Source organism: Neisseria sp. P0021.S006, assembly GCF_051956895.1.
Window position 1 is genome coordinate 1 of record NZ_JBQCWZ010000933.1, and the last position, 573, is coordinate 573.

Sequence of the window (573 nt, forward strand, 5' to 3'; positions counted from 1 at the left end):
ATCATGAGCATTTACGCCCTGAAACCAAAATTCCAAAACCTATTGCGCCCCATTGTTAAGCGACTGTATCAAAAAGGTATTACTGCCAATCAGATTACCCTGTTTGCCTGCGCCGTTTCTATTTTGATCGGTTTGCTTTTAGCATTGTTTGCTGGTGTATCCACACTATTCTGGCTTTTACCGATCTGGTTGTTTGTCCGTATGGCGCTGAATGCGATGGACGGTATGCTGGCACGGGAGTTCGGCCAACAATCGGCATTAGGCGGTTATTTGAATGAAATCACTGATATTGCCGCAGATGCTGCTTTGTATCTGCCTTTTGCCTTTATCGCGCCCTTCGGCGGCGTACAAATTGCCCTGTTTATTTGGCTGGCGGCAATGACTGAATTTTGCGGCGTTTTTGGACAAGTCCATGGCAACGGCCGTCGTTATGACGGACCATTCGGCAAAAGCGATCGCGCATTCTTTATCGGCGCATTGGCAGTATGGTATGCAATTGCCGGCAGCTTCCATTCGCTTTTCTATATCCTTATGTGGCTGGCCTGCGCGGCATTGGTTTATACCTGCTACAAA

General features: G+C 47.8%; 1 protein-coding gene. It reads left to right on the plus strand.

Features of this window, described 5'->3' with window-relative positions:
- Positions 1-3: 3 nt before the first annotated feature.
- Positions 4-573, plus strand: a 570-nt coding sequence (locus ACTHUM_RS17985; protein ID WP_440403685.1) for a CDP-alcohol phosphatidyltransferase family protein, incomplete at its 3' end; no start/stop codon positions are given.